The following is a 23,571-nucleotide window of genomic DNA, read 5'->3' as shown; positions in this document are numbered from 1 at the left end:
TAATTTGTAACTAAATTTCGTCATAATAAAACCCCTTAAGTTGATTTTCTTGTCCAACTTAAGGGGTTCATATCATTTGGTTCCTTTTTTACTTATTATCTTTGATTATCAATCTTAAAAATAGGAATATTCTGATTAGGCTTTCGCTTATGCTTACTTTCTATTCCCTTTTGTCGGCGCTCATTTGCCTGCTGCACCTGAGCAGCCGTCTTAATATTTTGATGTTGCCAATTCAACAAGATTCGATCCATATATTTTAAACTATATACCTGACTTAAAACCGACTCTTTCAGCGCCAATTCAATAATCTCCGGTGAATAATGATCTTGATCAATCCATTGATTGATCATTTCAAGTTCAATGGAAGACAATGGTCGCCCAAATTCTTCTTGAATTTTTTTAAAGAGCCCCTTACGTTCTTTAACTGTATCATTTTGCTTATTTCGTTCTTGTTGTGATCGGTTACCTGTTTTGATATTAGTCTTTGAATCAATTAGCTTATCAATCTTACTGTTCAACAAATTAAATTTATACTCATCTTCACCAGACTTAGTGCTAGAAATACTAATAATATTCTTAGAAACCAACTGATGCAACAAATTATAAATATCATTTTCACTAATCCCAGTTGCTTGCGATAGCTTTTTGGCACTTGGAAAAAGATTCCCTTGTGAGCGAGCTAAAACTAACTCCAAAAAGATCACTAATTCTGAGGGATTCATACCTAATTCAGCAAAATGTTGTAATAAAAAACCTGACACACTAATCGATCCATAGTCCAAATAACGTTCTAAATTTTCACTCATGTTATTCCTCCTATAATGATCGATCACTACAAATTATTGATGGTCTGAACAATTTTTCCTGTTTTATAATCGACAGTTACATAATTTAACCGTTTATTCTGATTCCAATAAGAAACCACCCAGGCTGGCTTATTTTGATAGATTGCCAGGCCCGTGTTAATAATCTTAGTGGCTTTCCCAATCTTTTGAGCAGCACGCTCAGCTTCTTGTTGGTTAATTCCATTCTTTTGCGTAACAACTTGCATGCTCTTACCGTTCTTAGGCAAAATAGCGTAAGCATACTGGTTTTGTTTATCATATCCGCCAACTGAATAGTATGTTTGGTTTAAATTAGAAGAATAGAAATGATTAATGTTATGAAAGCCAGCACTATTTTCGGCTACCGTAGTAACGTGAGATCGTGCATGTAATAGTGGAGCTTTGGCAGCATGAAAGAAAAGGATAATTCCAACTACAATTAGAACAATAATTGTAATCATTATCCATCGCATTCGATGAGTTTTTTTTCGTTTTAATTGTTCTCTGTACATGATATTCCTCTTTTATTAGCTTTTACATGCCCCATTATAGCAAACTTTACTAATCGATTAGTTAATTAATTTCTTTCTTTAAAGAAATCTTGACCATCTTTAACGATCTCTGAAATGGAGCCAGCTTTAATTGGTAATCCTTGCGGAAGAGCATCAATAATTTGCTTCCCATAACGCTTATCAATTAAGCGGCTGTCAAGAAAATTAATCACACCATAATCCGTCGCACTTCTAATTAGACGGCCAACGCCTTGTTTAGTCTTAATGATAGCTTCCGGTAAATCGAAATTATAAAATGGATTTTTATTTTGACCTTTAAGAAACTTAGCTCGACTCAAGACCACCGGATTATTAGGAGAATCAAATGGAATTCTGGTAATGATAAGTTGTTTCAATAAATTATCAGGAAAATTAACACCTTCAAAGTAGCCATTAGCCCCTAAGATGACAGGAACCGAATCTTTTACAGATTCAAATCGTTTAACAATTTTTTCTTGACTCCCAGAGACCCCCGCTGCCTGAATCATAAACTTACCATTATTACTCTGACTTAATCTATCATAAACTTTCTTCAAAATATCAAGTGAATTAAATAAAACTAACGTCGGAACTGAATTAGCACTAATAAGTTTCCAAATTGAATTAGCTAAATAAGCAATGTATTCATCATTTTCTCCATTGGGTGGCATTGGGGTCGTCTGTGAAATCATCATTTCAGCCTGCTTAGCATAATCAAAAGACGACTTTAATCGCTTCATCCTGGTATCAGACCGATTCAAATCTAATTGGTCAAAAATATATTGTGATTTTTTCGATGTAAATAAAGTCGACCCAGTAAAAATAATCGGTTGAAAATACTGATAAACATTTTCTTTTAATTTGCTTTTGGAATCAAAATCACCAGTTAGCAATATTACATGGTTAGGATCTAAATCTTCGGTATAATGAATCCAATAAAAATGTGATTTCTCACTAACCTTCTGCTTAATTTTGTCCACGTCAATTCCATCAATATAATCAATAATGGTAAGCAAATGACGTTCAAACTTCTCAATGAGTGCCTTATCAGAAATGGTCCATCGATTCTTTTCTTTCTGAATTAATGTCTTAAAAGCATTAATAAATTTTTTTAATTTGAGATTAATACTAGTCAAATGCTTAATTTGACCCTGATGAGACTGAATAAACTTCAATAAGTTTTGGGCAGAAATAGCCATCTCCGCACGTCTAGTTTCAACTGGTTTCATAAATTCTGTTCTGAAATCCTGTAATACTAATTGGTTCGTATCAAAAACAGCATCTAACTGTGAATCAAGTCTGTTGAGTCGGTTTAATTCATCAATATCGTCAGAAAAAATTTCGTTCAGGTTAAGTCCATGAGTTTGAAATAAATCATTCTTAACTCTTCCAATGTTTTTCTTCAATACATTAAACTTAACTAACTTTTCCTGTGATGAGAAAGCAATATCAGCTAACTTATGAGCTTCATCAACCACTAAGTATGGTTTGGAATTCATATGATCACTTAGCTGCTGACCATTTTCAAACAGATAGTTATGATTAACTAAAACAATATCAGCATGTTCCACTCGCTTAAACTGAGCTGCTAAAAAGTCAGCATCCCGAAACGAATTATTCTTTCCATTCGCCACGTGCGAACTTTGATAATTAATCTGATCAATAAATGGAACCTCATTAGGAAGATTGAGCTCATCTAAATCACCCGTACTCGTCTCAGTCAGCCAAACTAAAATTCTAGCCTTCATAAATTGAGATTGCTTAGATTTATCATGAAATTGGAGGGTTTTACTAAAACGTTCCAGATTAATGTAATGATTAACCCCCTTTAAAAGAGCAACGTCAAAACTAGTATTCAGTAAGGGCTCTAATTGATCTTTTATGGTAGCGTACAACTGTTCTTGTAATCCATTAGTGGATGTACTAACAACCAGTTGTTCTCCATCATTAATTAGATACGACATGGGTACCAGGTAACCCAACGTCTTTCCACTGCCTGTGGGAGCTTCTATTAATAAATTATAGGTTGGCTTTTCACTTTCATGATAATTATTATAAATAAGGTTCATCATTTTACTCTGTGAGCTACGCCAATCTAACTTACCACTAAATTGTTTCTCTTTTTGCTTCTTGGTTTTGGGATATTTGGTTAAGTTATGTTCTGAAATAGAATAAGATGCTGTCTGATTTTTTAATGCAATGCCATTTACTACTACATACTGAGAAGCCAAATTACTCAAATGTTCTCGTTTCATTTGCTCTCGATCAGCAATAAATTCTACGGTATCCCGCGGAAGATCAGGATTAACTTTGAGTATACTTTGCACCGTGATTAACGGTAACTTTTCAATCTTATTCATAATCGTTAGAAGTAAATGAGCCGTAGCATCAGCATCACTCTTAGAAGAATGTGGATGAGTATGCGAGATACCAAAATGATGACTCAGATCTTTTAAACGATAACCGTTTAATTCCGGAAAGAAAATCTGACTCAGGGTAACGGTATCAATTGCCTTAATATTTAATTCTGGGTATCCAACTCTTTCTAATTCAGCATTTAAAAAGGGAAAATCAAAGTTAACGTTATGAGCAACAAAAACGGTACCACTTAAAATCTTATAGATATGGGCAGCAACCTGATCAAAAGTCGGTGCCCCTTTAATAGTTTGCGAATTAATCCCGGTTAAATGAGTAATATCTTTGGGAATGGCTTCACCATTATTAACATAAGTTGAATAGGAATCGATAACTTGCCCACCTTGAACAAAAGTACAACTAAATTGAATGATTTGGTCACCACTTGAAACATCCGTTCCGGTTGTTTCCATATCGACTACTGCATATTTTGTATTCTTGGGCACAAGTATCACCTACCTTTAAAACTAACTTCACTATAATATTACTACATTTATCTTAATTTTTATATAAACCAATATTTAATCATTAGTAAAGTATTCCAAAAGATATTGGTCATTCAATAAATTATGATAAAATAGGTATGTTTGGAAAGTGAGCGATTGAGATATGAACACGACTGCAACTGGGTTGAGTCATGCAAAGATAATTTTTCTAGGGGAACATAGTGCGGTCTATCAAAAGCCTGCGATTGTTTTTCCTGTGCCTCAAATCAAGGCCAAAGCTATCATCAGTTCTGACGGCCATAACCAATTAAATAGTAAGTACTATAGTGGTCCAATTAGTATGTTGCCATCTTCAATGAACGGTCTACAGACACTTATTAACCAACTTAACAAGCTCTTAAACCGTAACAACGATCCAATTGATATCGAAATTGATAGTGAGATCCCTCTTGGAAGAGGAATGGGCTCATCGGCGGCCACTGCTAGTGCCGTAACCAGAGCCTTCTTTAACTTCTTTAAACAACCCATCAGTCAAAAACAACTCAAAAGTTTTACTGATGTGGAAGAAAAGATCACCCATGGCAATCCCAGTGGCATTGACGCCAAGACGGTTAGTTCTATTAAACCCATCTTATTTGAAAAAGGCCAATTCTATGACTTCCCTGTTTCAACGCGGGGCCAACTTATCATCGCGGATACTGGGGTATCTAGTAATACATCCACGGCCGTTGCCATGGTAAGAGATGAAATGGATCGTCACTTTCAAAGTACAAGTGAATTAATTGACGACCTTGGCAATTTAGTTGAATCCGCCAAAAGTTCATTGCAATCCAATCAACTAGAACAAACTGGTAAGTTAATGAATTTAGCACAAGATGATCTTACCAAACTTGGCGTCAGTTCGGTTGAGATTAATACCCTAGTAAATGCAGCTAATCAGGCTGGAGCACTGGGAGCCAAGCTAACCGGAAGTGGACTAGGTGGATGTATTATCGTCCTCTCAGCATCCACAACTACAACCGAACAAATTAAGACCGCTCTTAAACAAAATGGTGCGCACGGAGTTTGGATCCAATCATTAAACGAAATGAAGTAAGGAGATTTGTTATGTCCGACAATACTAATATAAATAGAACCCAAAAGGCTCGTGCTCATACTAATATTGCACTAATCAAATACTGGGGAAAAGCTGATGAGCAACTTATTATACCCGAAGATAACAGTCTCTCATTGACATTAAAAGATTTTTATACTGATACTGAAGTTCGTTTTGATAAAGATTTAACGGCAGATGAAATTGTCTTTAACAATCATTTGATGAACAAAGCAGAAAGTCAGAAAATGATTAACTTTCTCAACATCGTCAGACAAAAAGCACAGCAAAACATTTTTGCTCACGTTAAAACCCAAAATAACATCCCTACTGCCGCTGGACTTGCATCCTCCGCTTCGGGATTTGCCGCTTTAGCCGCAGCATCAAGCAAAGCCATTGGATTAGATCTTTCAAGAAAAGACCTTTCCAGATTAGCACGGCGTGGATCTGGTTCAGCGACACGTTCCATTTTTGGAGGATTCGTTGAATGGGAAAAGGGAAATAACGATCAAACTTCCTTTGCAAAACCAATTGAAGAAAACGTTGATTGGGACGTTAATTTAGTGGCAGTTATTACTAATCGTCACGAAAAGAAAATTTCTAGTCGGAGAGGTATGAAAATTTCTAAAGCAACCTCCCCCTACTACCAAGCTTTTAAACAGGTTACAAGTCGTGATCTGATTACCATGAAAAAGGCCATTAGCAACCATGATTTCGATTTGATGGGACATACTGCTGAAGAAAATGCGATGAAAATGCATGCTCTTACCTTTAGTTCCGATCCATCCTTTACATATTTTAATGGAGATACACTTAAAGCAATGCAACTTGTTCATGAACTTAGAAATGAAGGGATTAATTGTTACTTCACCATTGATGCCGGTCCAAATGTAAAAGTTTTAGTTCAACACGATAATCTAAAAAAAGTCATTAGAAAATTTAAAACAGCATTTGGACAATCTAACGTAGTAGCAACCGTTCCTGGTCCTGGGATCGAATATTTAAATTAAAGGGAGTAATTAATCACATGATTTCCGCAAAAGCACCAGGCAAACTATATATAGCTGGTGAATATGCTGTAGTTGAAACTGGACATCCCGCAATCATCGCAGCGTGCGATCGTTTTGTCAGAGTTAGCATTAAAGAAAGTTCAGACTTTGGAAGCATCTATTCCAAGCAATATGATGAAAATATGTTGCATTGGAAACGATTAGGTCATCGAATGGTTTTTGATAATCGTGATAACCCCTTTCAATACATCATTTCAGCTATTAAAGTTACCGAAGAATACGTTGAAACACTAAACAAAAATTTAAAAACTTACGACATCATCGTAAATAGTGAACTAGATAGTTCTGATGGTCGCAAATATGGATTGGGATCATCAGCGGCCGTAACCGTTGCTACGGTAAAAGCTCTCTGTGAATTCTATGATATTGATCTTACAACCATGCAATTGTTTAAACTAGCAGCCATTGCTCACTTTGAAGTTCAAGGAAATGGTTCTTTAGGCGATGTGGCTGCCAGTGTCTTTGGTGGATGGATCGCATATCATTCTTTTGACCGTCAATGGCTCGCTAATGCCCGTCAAGATGTTGATTTAGTAGAACTAATCAACTTAAAGTGGCCTAATCTAAAAATTATTCCCCTCACTGCACCGTCTAATTTGCAGCTATTAATTGGATGGTCTGGCTGTCCCGCGTCCACTTCAAATTTAGTTGATCGCGTCGAACTCAAAAAGGCCCGAAATTCAGAACTCTATACTGATTTTCTTCGTCTAAGTAAAGAATGTGTTCTAAACATTGTGAAGGGCTTTAAATCATCAGACCTTAAGATGATTCAAAAGAACATTGAAATTAACCGAACCCTTCTTTTAAAGTTGGGCGAATTCGCCAACGTTGAAATTGAAACTCCCAAGCTCAAAGAACTAATCGATATCGCAGATCATTTTGGTGGGGCAGCAAAAACATCAGGAGCTGGCGGTGGTGATTGTGGAATTGTCATCATTGATAAAGACGACAATATTGAGGACCTCATTCGTGACTGGAACAAGCACGGCATTAAGTTACTCGACCTTAAAATTCACAATAATTAGGAGAAAACAATGACTAGTCAACAGTCGCATCGAAAAGATGAACACGTATCCATTGCCAAAAAGTTTCACCACTCAAATTCTTTAGCAGGATTTGACCAAGTGCACTTCATCCCAGTCACCTTCCCTGAAATGGCGATCGATGATGTTGATATTTCTACCACCGTGGGAGATTTGTCACTCTCAATTCCCTTTTACATTGAAGCGATGACCGGTGGAAGTGAATATACCAAAAAGCTTAATTCTAAGCTGGCATCTATTTCCAAAAAATGTGGGATTGCAATGGCATCTGGATCTGAAAGTGTGGCTCTAAGAGAACCACAACTAACCGAAACGTTTTCAATCATTCGCAAACAAAATCCCCAAGGATTAATTTTTGCTAATATTGGTGCGAATGCGAGTGTGAACCAAGCTCAAAGGGCAATTAACATTTTGCACGCAGATGCATTAGAAATTCACGTTAATTCGGTACAAGAACTGATTATGCCTGAAGGATCCAGGTCGTTTAACTGGTTCACTCACCTATCTGACATTAAGAAGCAAATCTCAATTCCAGTCATTATTAAGGAAGTTGGCTTTGGCATGAGTTCGACTACCATTCATTCATTATATAATCTAGGAATCAGATATATTAACGTTGGTGGTCGTGGTGGAACTAACTTCGCTCAAATTGAAAACTTTCGACGTCATAAAAAAGAAATGGATTATTTTAATGATTGGGGATTAACAACGGTCGAGTCACTCTTTGAAGCCCAAAAAGTACCAAAGATGAATATCATTGCTACTGGTGGAATCACTAATCCAATGGAGATCGTCAAGTCACTATATTTAGGTGCTGATGCAGTAGGAATTGCTAGTCAAATCCTGGTTAAATTAATTAATGACGGTGAAGATGCCACGATTGAAATGATCAACGACTGGATCATCGGAATTAAAACAATCCTAACGGCATTAGGTGCTCACAACATCAACGAATTAAGAAAACGAGAATCAGTTCATAGCCTAGAATTACAAAATTACTTAAAACAACGAAAATAAAAACTACCCAATCTTGGGTAGTTTTTTTAAACTTTAAATCTTAATCCTTTGGGGAAAAAATTCTTTAATGTTCCATTGACAACTTTTCCAAAGCCAATATTCATTGAACGACACTGAATCAAGTACCATCCCTTCTTGAGTTTCGCATCAACCGTAATGGTATCTCCATGAACATACCTGTCCCATTGATTATCATCAATTTCAATTACATTTTTAACATCATGAGGATTAATTGCAAGTGCCAAAGCATACGCAGGCTCAATTCGATTTTTCTTGATCATTCCAAGGGGTGTCCCAGGACGCATAACCTTTAATCCATTAAGATTAGGAATCTCAGGATTAAATGAGTAGAGCATTTTCCCAAATTCTAATAAATGATGAGGATAAAAGTCATTTTGAAAATTACGCTTACAAAATTCTTCCCATTCTCGTCGGACTTCGGTTGATGCATTTCCGGTTTGATGTTTAATCTTTTTCGACTTACCACTACTTAGACTCTGAAGCTTAGCAATAAAATGTCCGTCACCCTTAAAGAGATGAGGAAATAATCGAATAGTATTTTTTAATGCTTCATTACCATCAGCCCATTCTGGCTTTCCCGAAACCATTCCATCATATTTTTTAATAGGTAAAGTCTTAAAGTCATAGTTATCTAAGATCCACGCAATAATTTGCTCATCTTCTTCGGGTGCAAAAGTGCAGGTCGAATATATTAGTTGGCCTCCTGGTTTCAACATCTTAATTGCTTCAGCAACGATTTCTTTCTGCCTTATGGCACATTCCCGTGGATAATCTTTTGACCAATACTTAGTGGCTTCATGATTTTTTCTGAACATCCCTTCACCAGAACACGGCGCATCAATCAAAATTTTATCAAAGTACCTTGGAAAATGTTTCGAAAGCGTCTTTGGGTCTTCGTTTAAAATTAATGGATCAAAAACTCCAAATCGCTCTAGATTCTCAACTAATACTTTAGCTCGACCACGTTCAATTTCATTTGAAACAAGTAATCCTTTGTTTTGCATTAACCCTGCTAAATGAGTTGATTTACCACCTGGAGCAGCACATAAATCTAAAACCTTATCACCAGGAGTAGGGTTAGCCACCTCAGCAACGTACATAGCAGACGGCTCTTGACTATAGACATAACCACTTTGATGCTCAACGGTCTTTCCACTTACCTTGCCATAATAACCATTTTCCGTATAAGCAATTGGGCGTGATCGATCTAAATGAACGTCTGCTTTGGGTTTTAACGGATTGGTCCGAAAGGCATTATAAGAATCATCGTCAAACGAATCAATAAAGGATTGATAATCGTCCCCTAAAAGATCGTGATATTTATTTTTAAAATCTTCCGGTAATTGCATAATTAAATTCCCTATTCTTTAAATTTCCTAGCAGCTTGAACTGCCATTTTCCACCCACGATATAATTCAACACGCTTCCCTTGATCCATCTGTGGTTCAAAAAAGGTTCCTATGTGTTTAGTTGCTTTAATTTCATCAATACTTTTCCAAAAGCCAACCGCTAATCCAGCTAAATATGCGGCTCCCTGAGCCGTTGTTTCTGAAATTAACGATCGCTCAATTTGATCATTTAAAATGTTAGCTTGAAACTGCATTAAATAATTATTTTGAGCAGCTCCACCGTCAACCACTAATGATTTAATTGGAATTTTAGTCTCAGCTACCATGGTATCTAAAACATCTTTCGTTTGAAAACCAAGCGATTCAATCGTAGCTCGAACAATCTGATTATTAGTGGTAGTTGAGGTCAAACCAAAAATAGAACCCCTAGTTTCCTGATCCCAGTATGGCGCTCCTAAACCAGTAAAAGCAGGCACGACGTAAACTCCGTTATTGGTCTGGGCATCAAATGCCATTCTTTCAGATGCTTTAGCTGAACTAATCAATCCCATTTCATCCCTTAACCACTGAATGGCCGAACCTGCAACAAAGATACTACCCTCTAGGGCATATTTCACCTTACCATTAATCCCATAAGCGATAGTGGTTAGGAGCCCATTGGAAGAAAACTTTGGTGATTTACCGGTATTCATCATAATAAAAGCACCGGTTCCATACGTATTTTTGGTCATCCCAGACTCTAAAGCTAATTGACCAAACAACGAAGCTTGCTGATCACCAGCAATCCCAGCAATTGGGATCTGGACACCTAGAAATGAATAACCCTTGGTGTAGCCAAACAAATGTGATGATGACTCAACTCTTGGCAACATAGATTTGGGGATGTTAAGAATCTTAAGTAATTCCTCATCCCACTTCAGGGAATTAATATTAAAAATCATGGTCCGACTAGCATTAGTGTAATCCGTAGCGTGCACCGTCCCACCGGTTAATTTCCATAAAAGCCACGAATCAATGGTCCCAAACAACAGCTCCCCATTTTCGGCACGTTTTTGAGCATCTTTAACATGATCTAAAATCCACCTAATCTTGGTTCCCGAAAAATATGAATCAACAATTAAACCAGTTTTTTGATGGATAAGATCAGCATAACCATCAGCTTTTAATCGATCCGCAAGTTGATTGGTTTGTTTTGATTGCCAAACAATTGCATTATAGATGGGCTTCCCACCTCGTTTATCCCACACTACGGTCGTCTCACGTTGATTGGTAATACCAATACTTCGCACTTTGTATGGTGGAATCCCAGAATTAATCAATACTTCTGAAATAACCGATTCAACCGCATTCCAAATCTCAATTGGGTCTTGCTCGACCCACCCTGGTTGTGGAAAATATTGCTTAAATTCTTTTTGAGCTTTTGCAACTATTTGTCCATCATGGCCAAACAAGATAGCTCGAGCCGAGGTGGTACCTTCATCAATTGACATTATGTACTGTTTGTTACTCATATTTTACCCTCGTTCTTCTTTTAAAACCTATAATATAATTATACATTAAGTATTTTCTCACACCAAACGTCAAATTATAACTACGTAAGGCAATATGGTAGGATAATCATATGTGATTTAATAGGAGGCAATTGAAATGATACATTTTAACGAATATTCAGCATGTACCAGCATTTTAGTTGGTAAAAATGCCACGGTCGATGGAAGTACTTTAATTGGTCGAAATGAGGATGCCAAAGCGTCCTGGCCAAAACGATTCGTGGTTCATGAACACCATGAATATCGTGATAACCAAGAATTCAAATCCACTGATAACGGTTTTAAGATGCCATTACCAAAGGTTAGAGGAAAGTACACCGCAACGCCAGAATGGACTGACAAAGAAGGTTTATTCGAAGAAGATGGAATTAATGAATATGGCGTTGCAATGAGTGCCACCGAGAGCACCTATGCTAACCCACGTGTTTTGGGTTATGATCCACTTGTAAAGAACGGAATTGGTGAAGAAGCCATGGTCACCGTTGTTCTTCCTTATGTACATTCGGCTCGAGAAGCAGTAAGTCGTTTGGGTAATATCATTGAAAAATACGGTGCTAGCGAAAACAATGGGGTCCTTTTTTCTGATAAAGATGAAGTTTGGTATTTAGAAATCGGATCTGGGCATCAATGGGTTGCCGAACGAATTCCGGATGACCATTATGCGGTGGTTGCTAATCAAATGGCAATTGAAGAAGTAGATTTTAATAATGACGATTACTTCATGTGGTCCCCTCAAATTTACGATTTTGTCTCATCTAATCGATTAAATCCAGATCGTTCTGGCTTTAATTTCCGTCACATTTTTGGGACTCATGATCTTTCTGATACCTACTACAACACTCCACGTGTCTGGTACGGGCAAAGAATGTTTAACCCTGCTGTTAAACAAGATCCTACGTCTCAGAACATGCCCTTTACTAGAAAAAGCGAAACCTTAATTTCAGAATTAGACGCCCAAAACCTTCTTAGTTCACACTATCAAGGAACCCAATTCGATCCACTCGGTGCCGGCGACGAAGCTGATCGGACTAAATTCCGTCCGGTTAGCCTCGCTAAGACCCAAGAATCACACGTCCTTCAAATTAAACCAAACCTGCCAATTGAAATCGGCGGTATCCACTGGTTAGCAATGGGAGTAGCAGCACAAAGTACTTATGTCCCATTTCTTGAAGGAATCACTGATACTCCAGAAGCTTACAAGTATCATGTTAAAAGAGATTTTGATCCCAAATCAGCTTACTGGATTTTTAAGCTAGTAGGCATTTTAGTTGATCCCCACTACCTTGAATTTGGTGACAAGTTGAAAGAAGTGCAACAAACTCTAATTGAACAATACGAGCAAATTCTGAAACAAACTGACACAGAAGCAAGTGGTTTAAATTCTTCTGAGTTAAGTCAGTTAGCTAATGAAGCTAGTACCAAATCGGCTAAACTAGCAATGCGCAGTTTCAAAAACCTTGGTCAAGATCTAATTACTAATTCAACCGACTTCTCCCCTCTAAACTATCATCAGGATTTAAATCTGTAGTAAAAGAGAGTATACTCAATTAGTATTTTCATAAATTAGATCAAGGAGAGTGACTTTATGTCTAAAGGGAAAAAGCAGAATAAATTAGGCTTGATGTCTTTAGTTTTAATGATACTCACTGCGATATTTGGCTTCGGTAATACGACTGTAGCTTATGATCAAATGGGCTATGCCAGTATTATCTGGTACATATTTGGAGCACTAGTATTTTTCTTACCAGTTTCATTAATGTTTGCCGAGTACGGTTCCACTTTCAGTAGTGCTAAAGGTGGAATTTATTCCTGGTTGAAGGAATCAATTGGTGAACGTTTAGCTTTTATTGGAACTTTTATTTGGTTATCATCATGGATTATTTGGATGATTTCCACTTCATCTAAAGTTTGGATTCCATTCTCTAACATTATCTTTGGAACCGACAAAACCCAAACTTGGCATTTATTTGGAATCTTTACCCCAATGCAAACCATTGGAATTCTAGGAATGGCTTGGATTTTGATCATTACCCTTTGTGCTACTCATGGGTTTGATTCAATTGCTAAAATTGCAAATATTGGTGGGGTTTTGTCAATTGCCCTCCCGTTGATCTTTGCAATTCTATCCGTGATTGTTTGGGTTCTAAATAAAGGACAATTAGCTGAACCAGTTAATGGTGCAAAGAGTTTTATTCAATCCCCTAACCCATTATTTGTAACGCCGATTGCCATTATGTCATTCGTTGTTTATGCAATCTTTGCTTACGGTGGAATGGAGTCAATTGGTGGAGTCGTTGATAAGGTTAAAAATCCCACTAAAACTTTCCCACGTGGAGTGATTATTGCCGCTATTATAATGGCTGTCATCTACTCTGGCTCAATCTTCTTAGTCGGCATTACCGCTAACTGGCATTCAGTCGTTGGAAAAAGTTCAGTTAATTTAGGAAACATTACCTATGTCTTAATGAATAACCTTGGTTATGTTTTCGCTAAAACATTCGGATTTTCTGCTGGATCGGCTATGGAATTTGGTCGTTTCATGGCTCGAGTTGCTGGTTTGGGAATGTTTATTCCGTACTTAGGTTCTTTCTTTGTCCTCATTTACTCGCCAATTAAATCTTTCATTGAGGGATCTAATCCTGATTTATGGCCAAAGAAAGTTGTTCAACTAAACAAACATGGGATGCCAGGTTTTGCAATGTGGATTCAAGCATTTGTCGTGGTGGCCGTTATCTTTGTAATTTCATTCAGTGGAAATAATGCGCAACAGTTTTACTTAATTTTGACCGACATGGCTAATATTTCAACTACCTTCCCATACTTGTTCCTAGTTGGTGCTTTCCCATTCTTTAAGAAATTAAAGAACGTTCCACGTCCATTTGTTTTCTATAAGAATCAAATTGTTACTAATATCATGGTTGCCATCATTCTAATCGTCTTAGTATTAGGGATTGGCTTTACAGCCGTTCAGCCAATCTTGATCCACGATTACACCACGGCCTTTTGGACCATTGCTGGACCAATTACATTTGCACTCGTTGGCTGGATCATGTATGAGTATAATAGTCGTCATAGTAAGAAAGTTGCTAAAAAACAATAATAGATAACAAAAAAAGAGTTCGCAATGCGAACTCTTTTTTTGTTTAAAATTAATGTTTACGACTTGCTTCTTTAATACGAGCAGCCTTACCAGAACGGTCACGCAAGTAGTATAACTTAGCACGACGAACGGCACCATGTCTAACAACATCGATCTTAGCAACTCGAGGTGAATGTAATGGGAAGATTCTTTCAACCCCAACACCACTGGCAATTCTTCTTACGGTGTACGTAGCTTGAATGCCTGAACCGTGACGTTTAATTACAACACCAGTAAATCTCTGAATTCGTTCGTTACTACCTTCGACAACCTTTACGGAAACCGTTACAGTATCACCAACACGAAATTCAGGAATATCTGAACGCAGTTGATCACTATTAATCTTATCAATCAATTTGTTTTGACGCATAATCATTTCTCCTAACTAGCATTCTTATCTTCTCGACAGCGGAGTACCGTTTTATTTAGTCATCAGACCATTTAAAATTATAACACATTGATAATTAAACTCAATACCTATTTCTTTTCTTCTTCAATCTTAACGTCCGCTAGTAATTCTTTTTGTTTCTTAGAAAGCTTATCATAATCAATTAAATCAGGTCGGCGTAAGTACGTTTTTCGTAAAGATTCTTTTTGACGCCAGTCAGCAATTTTTTGATGATCACCACTCGTCAAAACTGGTGGAACCTCTGATCCTCTGAAATCGGCTGGTCGTGTATATTGGGGGTATTCTAGTAATCCCGTGGAAAAAGAATCATCAGGAGCAGATTCCTGATTTCCGAGGACTCCCTTAATCAATCTTACAGTAGCATCAATCATTACTAAGGCGGGTAATTCACCACCCGTTAAAACAAAATCCCCAATTGAATACTCATCCGTCACAACTGATTTAATTCGTTCATCAAATCCTTCATAGTGACCACACAAAAAGGTCAAATGATCTTCTTTAGCCAAATCAACTGCATCTGATTCTTCAAACCTCTTTCCAGCTGGATCGGTTAAAATTACCCGTCCAGTTGGATAACCCTGCTCTACTGAAACTTGTTGGGTACGAGCAAAAGCATCCAGCATGGGTTGCGGTTTGAGTAACATCCCGGCTCCTCCACCAAACGGTGTATCATCAACATTATGATGTTTGTTAGTGGAAAAGTCCCGAAAATTAGTAATATCAATGTTTACAATTTTATTTTCGACTGCCTTTCCAATAATTGATTCACTCAATGGTCCCTTCAAGATCTCTGGAAAAAGACTTAATATATCGATCTTCATCTTTATTCCATTCCTTCCATTAATTCCACAATCACTTTATGATTAGGAATATCAACTTTCTTTACGACTGAATCAATCTTTGGTAACAAAAGGTCGTCCTTGTCTTTTCGATCAACTACCCAAACATCATTTGCTGGCATATCCATAATGTCTTTGATAACACCAACTTGATTACCGCTTTCATCGACAACGTCTAATCCGATGATTTGCTGATAAAAATACTCACCAGGTTTTAAATCAGAGGTCTTTCTTTGGTTAGCATCAATTTTAAGTATTGCAGGTTTTAAGTATTCAACATCATTAATGGAATCTCGGCCTTTAAAGTGCAACAGAATAAATTCCTTATGATTCCTTACACCATCAATTTCAAGTTCTTCCATGTTACCATTTTTCGGAAAAGCAAAAACATGGTTACCTACCTTAAAACGCTCATCGATAAAATCAGTATTGGGTTGTACTCGTACTTCACCCTTGATGCCTTGAGTGTTAACAAGTCGACCAATTTCTAAGTATTCCATAATTCACCTATTTCTATAAAAAAACTCTTAAATAAAAACGAGTTTTATCTAAGAGTTAGTCTTTGCCATCATCAATAACGAGTTTAATTCGTTTTCCATCATTAACGTGCACACTATAAATTATTGTTCGAATAGTTTGAGCTACACGACCTTTTTTACCAATAATTCGGCCCACATCATTGGGATTGGTTGACAGTATATATTCGCTAAACTGATCAGTATCTTGATGAGAAATACTAATATCATCAGGATATTTAACTAATGGTTTAACGATTGTTTTAATTAAATTATCAAAATTAACCATGGTCAATCACTTATTTCTTAGCTGCTAATTTAGCATCATGTAATTGTTTCATAAGACCTGCATCTGACAAGATATTACGAACAGTATCAGAAGGCTTAGCACCTTTTTCTAACCAGTCCATGATTGATTCTTCTTTTAATGTTACTTGGTCGGGTTCAGTTAATGGATTGTAAGTACCAACGTTTTCAATAAAACGACCATCACGAGGACTACGTGAGTCTGCAACCACAATACGGTAAAATGGACGCTTCTTTGAACCCATTCTTCTTAATCTAATTTTTAATGACATAAATACACCTCCTATTAATTATCTTAACAATTATTAATATTAACAATAATTGTTAATGATGTAAAGGTTTTTTTCTTTACAGCGCCAAATTAATGACGTTTCTTGTTTTTACGTCTTTTCTTCTTATTTTTCTTGATCTTTCTACCCATTCGCTTCATAGCAAGATTAGATAATTTTCCAGTCATTCCGCCACCCATTCCGGCAGAATTCATCATATTAGATAATCCAGACATATTTCCATTTGAAACCTTATTCATCATTTTCTTCATTTGATCGAACTGTTTTATAAGTCGATTAACTTGTTGAATAGGCTGAGCAGAACCACGGGCAATACGACGTCGTCGCGAAGGATTTAAGACATCTGGATTGGAACGTTCTTCACTAGTCATCGAGTAAATAATCGCCTTAATATGATCAAGATCTTTGGGATTAACATTTAAGTTCTTTAAAGCCGGGTTGTTTGCCATTCCTGGAATCATTTTAACTAGATCTTGAATGGGACCCATCTTTTGGATTTGTTCCAATTGATCAATGAAATCGTCGAAATCAAAAGAATTTTCTTTAATTTTTTCAGTTAACTCTTTAGCTTGATTTTCATCATATTCTTTTTGAGTTTTTTCGATGAAGGAAAGCATGTCCCCCATCCCCAAAATTCGCGAAGCCATTCGATCTGGATGAAAGACATCCAGGTCATCTAGCTTTTCACCTTGACCAACGAACATAATGGGCTTATCGGTAACAGCTCGAATTGATAAAGCAGCACCACCACGAGTATCACCATCTAATTTGGTCAGAATAACACCAGTAATATCCAAAGCATCATTAAAACCAACCGCGGTATCAACCGCGCTTTGACCGGTCATCGCATCCACAACCAAAAGGATATCATTAGGGTTGGCAACTTTTTTGATGTTTTTCAACTCATCCATTAAATTCTCATCAATTTGAAGACGGCCAGCAGTATCGATTAAAACATAATCGTTATTGTTTTTGTCGGCTTCCTTTAATCCATCTTGAACAATTTGAACTGGATCAACATCGGTTCCCTCTTGAAATACCGGAACACCTACTTGTTCTCCAACTTTTTCTAATTGTTCAATCGCAGCTGGCCGATAAACATCAGCTGCAATCATCAATGGACGAGCATGGTCATCAGTTTTAAGCTTTTTTGCAAGCTTCCCAGCTGATGTCGTCTTACCTGCCCCTTGTAGTCCAACCATCATGATAACGGTTGGAATTTTATCCGACTTAACTAGGGGAGTGGCCGACTCTCCCATCATATTAGTTAACTCATCGTTAACAATTTTAACAATTTGCTGAGCAGGATTTAATCCTTCCAGAACGTCAGCTCCCTTAGCCTTTTCTTGAACTGTTTTAACAAATTGCCGAACCACTTTAAAGTTAACATCAGCCTCAAGTAAAGCCAGTCGGATTTCACGCATAGTCTCACGTAAATCCGACTCACTAATTTTGCCCTTTCCTCTTAAGTTTTTAAAAGCTTTCTGTAATCGATCGGTTAAACCTTCAAAAGCCATTTTTTCACCCCTAATTTTCTTCCGTAATTTCTAAGTGATCCACTAATTCATTTAGTTCCGTATCATTTGGATAATTTTTTCTTACATAATCTCTGATTTCATCGGTTTGCTGATTGCGTAATACAAATAACTGGTACAAATGCATTTTACTTTCGTAATCTTCTAAAATTTGTTCCGTTCTCTTAATATTATCATAAACTGCCTGACGACTAATATCGAAGTTTTCGGAAATTTCACCTAATGAAAAATCATCGGCATAATACTCTTGAATGTATTCAGCTTGCTTTTTAGTTAATAATTCGCCATAAAAATCGTACAAAGCATTAATTCGATTATTCTTTTTAATGTCCATTGCATTTCACCACTAATTATTTTGAATTAATCCCTTAAATAACCCATCAATAAAGTTCTTAGAATCAAATGGGCGTAAATCGTTAACCGTTTCTCCAAGTCCAACAAACTTGACGGGGATGTTGAGCTTATTCTTAATCGCAATCACGATCCCACCCTTAGCGGTTCCATCAAGCTTAGTCAAAACAATTCCTGTAATATCAGTAATTTCATTAAACATCTTAGCTTGATTTAATGCATTTTGTCCGGTCGTCGCATCAATTACTAATAGAACTTCTTGAGGAGCAGCTGGAATTTCTCGTTTAATGACTTTATTAATTTTAGCCAGTTCGTTCATCAAATTAACCTTGTTTTGTAATCTACCAGCTGTGTCCACAAATAAAACATCATAGTTTTCTTTCTTAGCTTTATCGACAGCTTCAAAAACAACCGATGCCGGGTCACTCCCAGCTTCTTTCTTGACGATGTCAACGCCATCTCTTTTGGCCCATTCATCTAATTGTTCAATTGCACCAGCCCGAAAAGTATCAGCAGCAGCCATAAGAACTTTTTTACCTTGTTGCTTGTAGTTATTAGCCATCTTACCAATGGTAGTAGTCTTTCCGACCCCATTAACACCTACAAACAAAATAACCGTTGGACCGTCCTTTGAGAGTTGAATGGCATTATCTTTGTCACTTGGGGCATCATACAAATCAATCATCTTTTGAACGATTAAATTTTGAACATCTTTGGGTTTTTTAGCGTTTTTTAGTTTAACTTCTTCTTTTAATTCATCGGTTAATTGAATGGCCGTTTCAAATCCAACGTCTGATTCAACCAAAGTATCCTCTAAATCATCAAAAAAGTTATCATCAACCGAACGAAAATTTGCAAATAAAGCATTTAATTTTTGTCCAAATGAAGAACGGGATTTCGCCAAACCATGTTCATAAGCTTTCTCATTAGACTCCGGTTTTGGTTCATTATCATTCTCCTCTGTTCTTTGATCTTCATTTTGCGATTTATCTTCCGAAGGAACCGTTTGTTTTGTCTCAGCTTGTTTATCTTCTGTCTCTTCAGAGACCTTGGCTGCCCGATTCTTTTCATCGTGGTGAGCTTCTGAATTCTCTTCTGTTTTAGATTTAGTTAACTTATCGGCTGATTTTTGCTCATTTTTACTCTGCTCATCTGATTTTAATTTCTCATCTTTCTGTTTTAATTCAGAATTATTATCTTCCTTTTTTTCATGATCCTCTTGTTGGTTCTGTTTCTTTGCTTTTTCCTCGGAATCTTTCTTTTTGCTTTTGAAAATATCAAATAAACCCATTATTTTTCTCCTAGCTTCTTGGACTCATCCAAATTTACTGACACAACTTTTGATACTCCAGAATCTTGCATTGTTACTCCATACAAATAATCAGCATAGACCATCGTTTCTTTTCGATGCGTAATTACTATGAACTGCGTCTTATCCTTTAAGCTCTGAATATACCGAGCAAACCGATCCACATTTGCAGGATCAAGGGCTGATTCAGCTTCATCAAGTATAACGAACGGAACTGGTTTCACCTCTAAAACTGAAAAAAGCAATGCCAGTGCGGTCAACGCTTTTTCACCACCGGATAAGAGATTTAAGTTGCGATATCTTTTACCTGGTGGCTTTACTAAAATATCAATTCCCGTTGTTAACAAGTGATGCGGATCGTCCATCTTTAAGCGGGCTTCACCACCACCAAAAATGTTCCGAAAAATACGACTAAATGCAGTTGCAATTTTATCATAAGTCTCATTAAATTTAACTTTTACCGTTTGATCCATCTGATTCATGATTTTAACCAATTGCTTCTTAGACTCAATCAAATCCTCTAATTGATGATTCATAAAATCATACCGTTCCTTGATCTCTGAGTAATCATCAATCGAATTAATATTAATTGGACCCAAGCTATCAATCTTCCGTTGATAATCTTGAATTAATGAATTGATTTTGTCTAAGTTAAAGTCAACTGGCTCTATTGATTGATCTTCATTAAATGATGTTTGGAGACGCTGATGTTCTGAAATAAGGTTATTCTCAACTACTTTTACCCTTGCTTTTAATTTTTGAATCACTTGTGTTTGAGAAATTAAACGATCTTGCCCTTGATTAATCTGACGTTCGTCATTTTGATCATCTTGACTGGCATCATTTACCTGATGATTAAGGTTGGTAAGTCGCACTTTGATTTCATCAATCTGCTTTTTTAAAGCCAAAACATCTACCTGAGTGAAGTCATCATCTTGTTTCATTGATTGATTCAAGGCTTTCATGTTACTCGTTAATTCGCTCAATTGGTTCTTCAAACTATTTCTTTGATCTATCAGTGAATTTTTTGTTTTCTCAAGTTGCTTATTTTGCTCTTTTGCAAGGATTAAACGTTCCTTTATGTCTGAAATCAATGAACTATTTTTACTAACTTCACCATTTAGCTGTTTAATTTCGTTTTTAACCAATGTGTTTTTAGTTTGATTTTGTTTAATTTTAAGTTTTAAACCATCAATCTTTTGAGAAACATCTGATTCATTATTACCGTGATCACTAAACGCATTTTTTAACTGTAAACGGAATGCATCGGCATCTCGCTGCGTTTCCCTTAAGCTCTTTTGACTAGCGTTAATATCCCCTTGTTTAACCTTAATTTTACTCTTGATTTCACTTAATTCCTGATACATCTGATCATGTTGAAGTTGTAGATCCTTTTGCTTCCCTTGGGCACGCTTAATGGCTTTCTCTCCAGCATTCATTTTTTGATCCATCTGATCAACCTGAAGGTTTAATTGGGTCAACTTTTCTTTTTGACTCAGCAATCCATTAGCTTGATTTCGGTTAGAACCGCCAGTTATTGAACCCCCAGCATTAATGACTTCGCCATTCAATGTCACAATCTGATTTCTATGATTAATTGCTTTACTAATGCCATTAGCAGTTTTTAAATCGTTAGCAATAATAATTCCACCAAGGAGATGATTCTTAACTCTCGTCATTTCGGATGGCATCTTAACCAGATCAGCGGCAACTCCAACAAAACCATCCATTTGACTCACATTATTTAAAATATTTACAGTTAAATAACGTTCATTAACAGCATTCATTGGCAAAAAAGTTACCCTACCGAGTTTATTTTTATTTAGATACTTAATAGCATCCCTCGCATCATGGACGTTTCTAGTAATTACCTGCTGAATTCTACTTCCTAAAGCCGTCTCAATTGCAAAGACATACTTATCAGGTACTTCGATAAAATCACTGACAGTTCCCTTAATTCCAGGCAGATCTTGCTTCTCTTTTAATAAGTTACGGATCCCACGATAGAGTGAATTATGATTTTCTAACATTGATTTAATGCTATCACGTTCGGTTTTGGTCTCCTGAAAGACTCGAAGTGCCCCATACCATCTTTTACGCATTTCTGCTGTCTTTTTATTCGAACTAGCGAGGGAACCATTAACTTGCTCAAGTTTACTTGCAATTCTTTTTTGATCATCGGTAAGATCTAAGAATTCCTGCTTTGAAACGTCCAGCTGTTGCCTTAATCGACTCGCTTGTTTATCAAGCGTAACAATTCTTTGTTCCTTTTCCTGTGATGCATTGTCACTACGTTTTGATAACTTCTGCATCAGTTTAAGGTCATTTTTAGCTTCAGCTAGTGACTGCATCAAATCTATGTAATCATTTCTAGTATCTTCTAACTCTGCTTGCTTTGCTACTAAACGTTCCTTAAAATGAGCAACTCTAGATTCCCTAATTTCTTGATTAAGTTTAGAAATAATGGTTCTTTTTTTATTAATTTGACTCTGATTATCATTAATATTTTGAACCACATCATCCAGTTTGATTCGAAGTTCTTTTAATTCTTTCTTCAAGTCAACATTTTTTTGTTGGTTAAATTCACGTCGTTGTTTAGATAACTTTTGTGCGCTATTAGCTGATTCAAGCTTCTTAGTATTATTTAATAGTTGATTTTGAAGGCTTTCACGCTCGCGTGATAACTCATTAATTTTTAAAGTTAACTTCCGCTTATGGCTTTGAATTGAATTAACTTTGGCTTTTAATTTATTGTAATCATTTTGCTGTTGCTTAAGTTTAAAGTTTAGACTCGAGCGACTATCTTCATGCTGTTTAATTTGAAATGTTAGCAGTGAATACTCCAAGCGATCCAAATACTTCTTTTTAGACAAATACAGCGAAGCATTTTCGCTTTGCTGTTTTAATGGCCCCATCTGTTTATCTAATTCATTAATAATATCTGAAATCCGGTCAAGATTTCCCTGAGTATCTGCTAATTTTTGTTCGGTTTCATTTTTCTGTTTCTTGTATCGATAAACTCCAGCTGCCGTTTCAATAATTGAACGCCGCTTTTCAGCATTATCATTTAAAATCTCATCTACGTTCCCCTGCGAAATAATCGAAAGGGATCCTTCACCTAGACCTGTGTCCATAAAAAGATTGTTAATGTCTTTAAGTCGACATTCTTTATCATTAATTGAATAAGAACTCTCACCATTACGATAAACTTTACGGGTAATTTTTATTTCAGTAAAATCTGAGTCTAAAAAATGATCTGAATTATCAAAATCAATGCTAACTTCCGCACGATTAAGAGCTCTGCGCCCTTTGGACCCAGAGAAAATCACATCTAACATCTTTTTACCACGTAAGGTTTTGGCGGATTGTTCACCTAATACCCAGCGAATTGCTTCAATAACGTTGCTTTTCCCGCTACCATTGGGTCCAACAATTCCTGTCAATCCGTCCTGAAAGTCAATTGTGGTTTTATCTGCGAAGGATTTAAACCCCGCAATCTCAATTGATTTTAACTTCACCT

Annotated in this window: 20 protein-coding genes; 6 read left to right on the top strand and 14 right to left on the bottom strand. The window is 36.5% G+C overall.

All coding sequences use genetic code 11. The features are described from left to right. Nucleotides 1–95: 95 nt before the first annotated feature. The 3 genes from LfDm3_RS02930 to LfDm3_RS02920 form a co-directional block, all read right to left on the bottom strand. Nucleotides 96–806, bottom strand: a complete 711-nt coding sequence (locus tag LfDm3_RS02930) for a DnaD domain protein (protein WP_039144001.1) — start codon at nt 804–806, stop codon at nt 96–98. 26 nt (nt 807–832) lie between these two features. After that, entirely contained in the window at nt 833–1,285 is a 453-nt protein-coding gene (locus tag LfDm3_RS02925; protein WP_156112344.1) for a cell wall elongation regulator TseB-like domain-containing protein, read from the bottom strand. A 116-nt stretch (nt 1,286–1,401) separates the two neighbouring features. Beyond that, nucleotides 1,402–4,215 (bottom strand): helicase C-terminal domain-containing protein, encoded by a 2,814-nt coding sequence (locus LfDm3_RS02920; protein WP_039143997.1) that lies wholly within the window; start codon nt 4,213–4,215, stop codon nt 1,402–1,404. A 163-nt stretch (nt 4,216–4,378) separates the two neighbouring features. Here LfDm3_RS02920 and mvk point away from each other — a divergent pair, with 163 nt between their 5' ends. Genes mvk through fni form a run of 4 tightly spaced genes read left to right on the top strand, consistent with a single transcriptional unit; the run spans nt 4,379 to nt 8,438 of the window. Beyond that, nucleotides 4,379–5,311 (top strand): mevalonate kinase, encoded by a 933-nt coding sequence (gene mvk, locus LfDm3_RS02915; RefSeq protein ID WP_039143996.1) that lies wholly within the window; start codon nt 4,379–4,381, stop codon nt 5,309–5,311. Nucleotides 5,312–5,322: 11 nt separating this feature from the next. Continuing rightward, nucleotides 5,323–6,318 (top strand): diphosphomevalonate decarboxylase, encoded by a 996-nt coding sequence (gene mvaD, locus LfDm3_RS02910; RefSeq protein ID WP_052236585.1) that lies wholly within the window; start codon nt 5,323–5,325, stop codon nt 6,316–6,318. Nucleotides 6,319–6,335: 17 nt separating this feature from the next. Beyond that, nucleotides 6,336–7,403: a phosphomevalonate kinase gene (locus tag LfDm3_RS02905; RefSeq protein ID WP_039143995.1), complete on the top strand. Its 1,068-nt coding sequence runs from the start codon at nt 6,336–6,338 to the stop codon at nt 7,401–7,403. A gap of 9 nt (nt 7,404–7,412) precedes the next feature. After that, on the top strand, nt 7,413–8,438 hold the full coding sequence (fni, locus tag LfDm3_RS02900; protein WP_039143993.1) for a type 2 isopentenyl-diphosphate Delta-isomerase: 1,026 nt from the start codon (nt 7,413–7,415) through the stop codon (nt 8,436–8,438). A 26-nt stretch (nt 8,439–8,464) separates the two neighbouring features. Here fni and LfDm3_RS02895 read toward each other — a convergent pair whose 3' ends face one another. Further along, the gene (locus tag LfDm3_RS02895; protein WP_039143991.1) at nt 8,465–9,808 is read right to left on the bottom strand and encodes an RsmF rRNA methyltransferase first C-terminal domain-containing protein; all 1,344 of its coding nucleotides are present in this window, start codon (nt 9,806–9,808) and stop codon (nt 8,465–8,467) included. An 11-nt stretch (nt 9,809–9,819) separates the two neighbouring features. Further along, entirely contained in the window at nt 9,820–11,319 is a 1,500-nt protein-coding gene (gene glpK / locus LfDm3_RS02890; RefSeq protein ID WP_039143989.1) for a glycerol kinase GlpK, read from the bottom strand. Nucleotides 11,320–11,455: 136 nt separating this feature from the next. Here glpK and LfDm3_RS02885 point away from each other — a divergent pair, with 136 nt between their 5' ends. Both LfDm3_RS02885 and yjeM read left to right on the top strand, forming a co-directional pair. Beyond that, nucleotides 11,456–12,886, top strand: a complete 1,431-nt coding sequence (locus LfDm3_RS02885; RefSeq protein WP_010021492.1) for a C69 family dipeptidase — start codon at nt 11,456–11,458, stop codon at nt 12,884–12,886. A gap of 57 nt (nt 12,887–12,943) precedes the next feature. After that, nucleotides 12,944–14,458, top strand: a complete 1,515-nt coding sequence (gene yjeM, locus LfDm3_RS02880) for a glutamate/gamma-aminobutyrate family transporter YjeM (RefSeq protein WP_039143986.1) — start codon at nt 12,944–12,946, stop codon at nt 14,456–14,458. Between the two features lie 49 nt (nt 14,459–14,507). Here the strand turns inward: yjeM and rplS are convergent, their stop codons facing one another. From rplS to smc, 9 genes are all read right to left on the bottom strand, one after another. Next, nucleotides 14,508–14,867, bottom strand: coding sequence for a 50S ribosomal protein L19 (gene rplS / locus LfDm3_RS02875; RefSeq protein ID WP_039143984.1), 360 nt, complete (start codon nt 14,865–14,867; stop codon nt 14,508–14,510). A 107-nt stretch (nt 14,868–14,974) separates the two neighbouring features. Continuing rightward, entirely contained in the window at nt 14,975–15,727 is a 753-nt protein-coding gene (gene trmD, locus LfDm3_RS02870; protein ID WP_039143982.1) for a tRNA (guanosine(37)-N1)-methyltransferase TrmD, read from the bottom strand. A 2-nt stretch (nt 15,728–15,729) separates the two neighbouring features. After that, a complete protein-coding gene (gene rimM, locus LfDm3_RS02865; protein WP_039143980.1) occupies nt 15,730–16,245 on the bottom strand; it encodes a ribosome maturation factor RimM in 516 nt (171 codons plus the stop codon). A 55-nt stretch (nt 16,246–16,300) separates the two neighbouring features. After that, nucleotides 16,301–16,549, bottom strand: a complete 249-nt coding sequence (locus tag LfDm3_RS02860) for a KH domain-containing protein (protein WP_010021498.1) — start codon at nt 16,547–16,549, stop codon at nt 16,301–16,303. A 10-nt stretch (nt 16,550–16,559) separates the two neighbouring features. Then, nucleotides 16,560–16,838, bottom strand: a complete 279-nt coding sequence (gene rpsP / locus LfDm3_RS02855) for a 30S ribosomal protein S16 (protein WP_010021500.1) — start codon at nt 16,836–16,838, stop codon at nt 16,560–16,562. Between the two features lie 89 nt (nt 16,839–16,927). Next, nucleotides 16,928–18,373, bottom strand: coding sequence for a signal recognition particle protein (gene ffh / locus LfDm3_RS02850; RefSeq protein ID WP_039143978.1), 1,446 nt, complete (start codon nt 18,371–18,373; stop codon nt 16,928–16,930). Nucleotides 18,374–18,383: 10 nt separating this feature from the next. Continuing rightward, nucleotides 18,384–18,725: a putative DNA-binding protein gene (locus LfDm3_RS02845; protein WP_010021503.1), complete on the bottom strand. Its 342-nt coding sequence runs from the start codon at nt 18,723–18,725 to the stop codon at nt 18,384–18,386. Between the two features lie 12 nt (nt 18,726–18,737). Next, nucleotides 18,738–20,033, bottom strand: a complete 1,296-nt coding sequence (ftsY, locus tag LfDm3_RS02840) for a signal recognition particle-docking protein FtsY (protein ID WP_039143976.1) — start codon at nt 20,031–20,033, stop codon at nt 18,738–18,740. Beyond that, nucleotides 20,033–23,569 (bottom strand): chromosome segregation protein SMC, encoded by a 3,537-nt coding sequence (gene smc / locus LfDm3_RS02835; RefSeq protein ID WP_039143974.1) that lies wholly within the window; start codon nt 23,567–23,569, stop codon nt 20,033–20,035. The genes ftsY and smc overlap by 1 nt, the downstream gene beginning before the upstream one ends. Between the last annotated feature and the right edge of the window lie 2 nt (nt 23,570–23,571).

The sequence above is a fragment of the Fructilactobacillus fructivorans genome (assembly GCF_000814735.1).
GTDB lineage: Bacteria > Bacillota > Bacilli > Lactobacillales > Lactobacillaceae > Fructilactobacillus > Fructilactobacillus fructivorans.
The sequence above is the reverse complement of the archived record's forward strand: the minus strand, read 5'-3'. Positions and strand labels throughout refer to the sequence as shown.

Bases quoted from the DNA above. Each gene is read 5' to 3' on its own strand.
- LfDm3_RS02930 (WP_039144001.1), bottom strand. From the start codon at position 806: ATGAGTGAAAATTTAGAACGTTATTTGGACTATGGATCGATTAGTGTG.
- LfDm3_RS02925 (WP_156112344.1), bottom strand. From the start codon at position 1,285: ATGATTACAATTATTGTTCTAATTGTAGTTGGAATTATCCTTTTCTTT.
- mvk (WP_039143996.1), top strand. From the start codon at position 4,379: ATGAACACGACTGCAACTGGGTTGAGTCATGCAAAGATAATTTTTCTA.
- mvaD (WP_052236585.1), top strand. From the start codon at position 5,323: ATGTCCGACAATACTAATATAAATAGAACCCAAAAGGCTCGTGCTCAT.
- LfDm3_RS02905 (WP_039143995.1), top strand. From the start codon at position 6,336: ATGATTTCCGCAAAAGCACCAGGCAAACTATATATAGCTGGTGAATAT.
- fni (WP_039143993.1), top strand. From the start codon at position 7,413: ATGACTAGTCAACAGTCGCATCGAAAAGATGAACACGTATCCATTGCC.
- LfDm3_RS02895 (WP_039143991.1), bottom strand. From the start codon at position 9,808: ATGCAATTACCGGAAGATTTTAAAAATAAATATCACGATCTTTTAGGG.
- glpK (WP_039143989.1), bottom strand. From the start codon at position 11,319: ATGAGTAACAAACAGTACATAATGTCAATTGATGAAGGTACCACCTCG.
- LfDm3_RS02885 (WP_010021492.1), top strand. From the start codon at position 11,456: ATGATACATTTTAACGAATATTCAGCATGTACCAGCATTTTAGTTGGT.
- yjeM (WP_039143986.1), top strand. From the start codon at position 12,944: ATGTCTAAAGGGAAAAAGCAGAATAAATTAGGCTTGATGTCTTTAGTT.
- rplS (WP_039143984.1), bottom strand. From the start codon at position 14,867: ATGCGTCAAAACAAATTGATTGATAAGATTAATAGTGATCAACTGCGT.
- trmD (WP_039143982.1), bottom strand. From the start codon at position 15,727: ATGAAGATCGATATATTAAGTCTTTTTCCAGAGATCTTGAAGGGACCA.
- rimM (WP_039143980.1), bottom strand. From the start codon at position 16,245: ATGGAATACTTAGAAATTGGTCGACTTGTTAACACTCAAGGCATCAAG.
- LfDm3_RS02860 (WP_010021498.1), bottom strand. From the start codon at position 16,549: ATGGTTAATTTTGATAATTTAATTAAAACAATCGTTAAACCATTAGTT.
- rpsP (WP_010021500.1), bottom strand. From the start codon at position 16,838: ATGTCATTAAAAATTAGATTAAGAAGAATGGGTTCAAAGAAGCGTCCA.
- ffh (WP_039143978.1), bottom strand. From the start codon at position 18,373: ATGGCTTTTGAAGGTTTAACCGATCGATTACAGAAAGCTTTTAAAAAC.
- LfDm3_RS02845 (WP_010021503.1), bottom strand. From the start codon at position 18,725: ATGGACATTAAAAAGAATAATCGAATTAATGCTTTGTACGATTTTTAT.
- ftsY (WP_039143976.1), bottom strand. From the start codon at position 20,033: ATGGGTTTATTTGATATTTTCAAAAGCAAAAAGAAAGATTCCGAGGAA.